This window comes from Pseudoalteromonas sp. SIMBA_162 (assembly GCF_046535955.1).
Taxonomy (GTDB): Bacteria; Pseudomonadota; Gammaproteobacteria; order Enterobacterales; family Alteromonadaceae; genus Pseudoalteromonas; species Pseudoalteromonas marina.
In genome coordinates this window covers 1-504 of sequence record NZ_JAWJBQ010000074.1, presented here as the reverse complement: position 1 = coordinate 504, position 504 = coordinate 1, and the positions used below count along the sequence as shown (strand labels likewise).

1 pseudogene is annotated in these 504 nt (G+C 72.2%); it reads right to left on the bottom strand.

Features of this window, described 5'->3' with window-relative positions:
• Positions 1-504: pseudogene (locus R0J88_RS18765) on the bottom strand (metalloprotease PmbA); the annotation flags it as partial.

Genomic DNA, 504 nt, shown 5'->3' with positions numbered 1-504 from the left:
CCCAGGGCGTCGAGCAGGAAGCTGGCCTTGCGGTACAGCGCGCCGCCATTGGCGGCCTGTGTCAGGGCGCCGACCAGGCCGAGCGCCAGCGGCGCCTCGAACAGGACCGGGAACTTGCCGGTGCGGATGCGGCGCGCCGACAGGCGCGACAGCGTGCGCTCGGCGGCATAGCGGCCGACGGCCTCGGGCGTGGCCAGCTTGGCGGGGGCGCGCTCGGAGGTGTACCAGTAGTCGCGCTGCATGCCGTTGCCGCGCCCGGCGATGGGCGCCACCGACAGGCTGTGGCGCGAATACGGATAGCCGCCCAGGAAGACACGGGTGTTGCCCATGACGAACTGGCCTTCGTAAGTGCCGACCGTGGCGCCGTCGGTATTGGTGATGCGGGCATCGACCTCGCGCGCGGCGCGCTCGGCGCGCAGGGCCAGTTCGGCGGCTTCCTCGGTGGAGACCGTCCAGCCGCGATGCAGGTCGAGGTCGGGGAATTCGGTGGCCAACTGGTCGGCG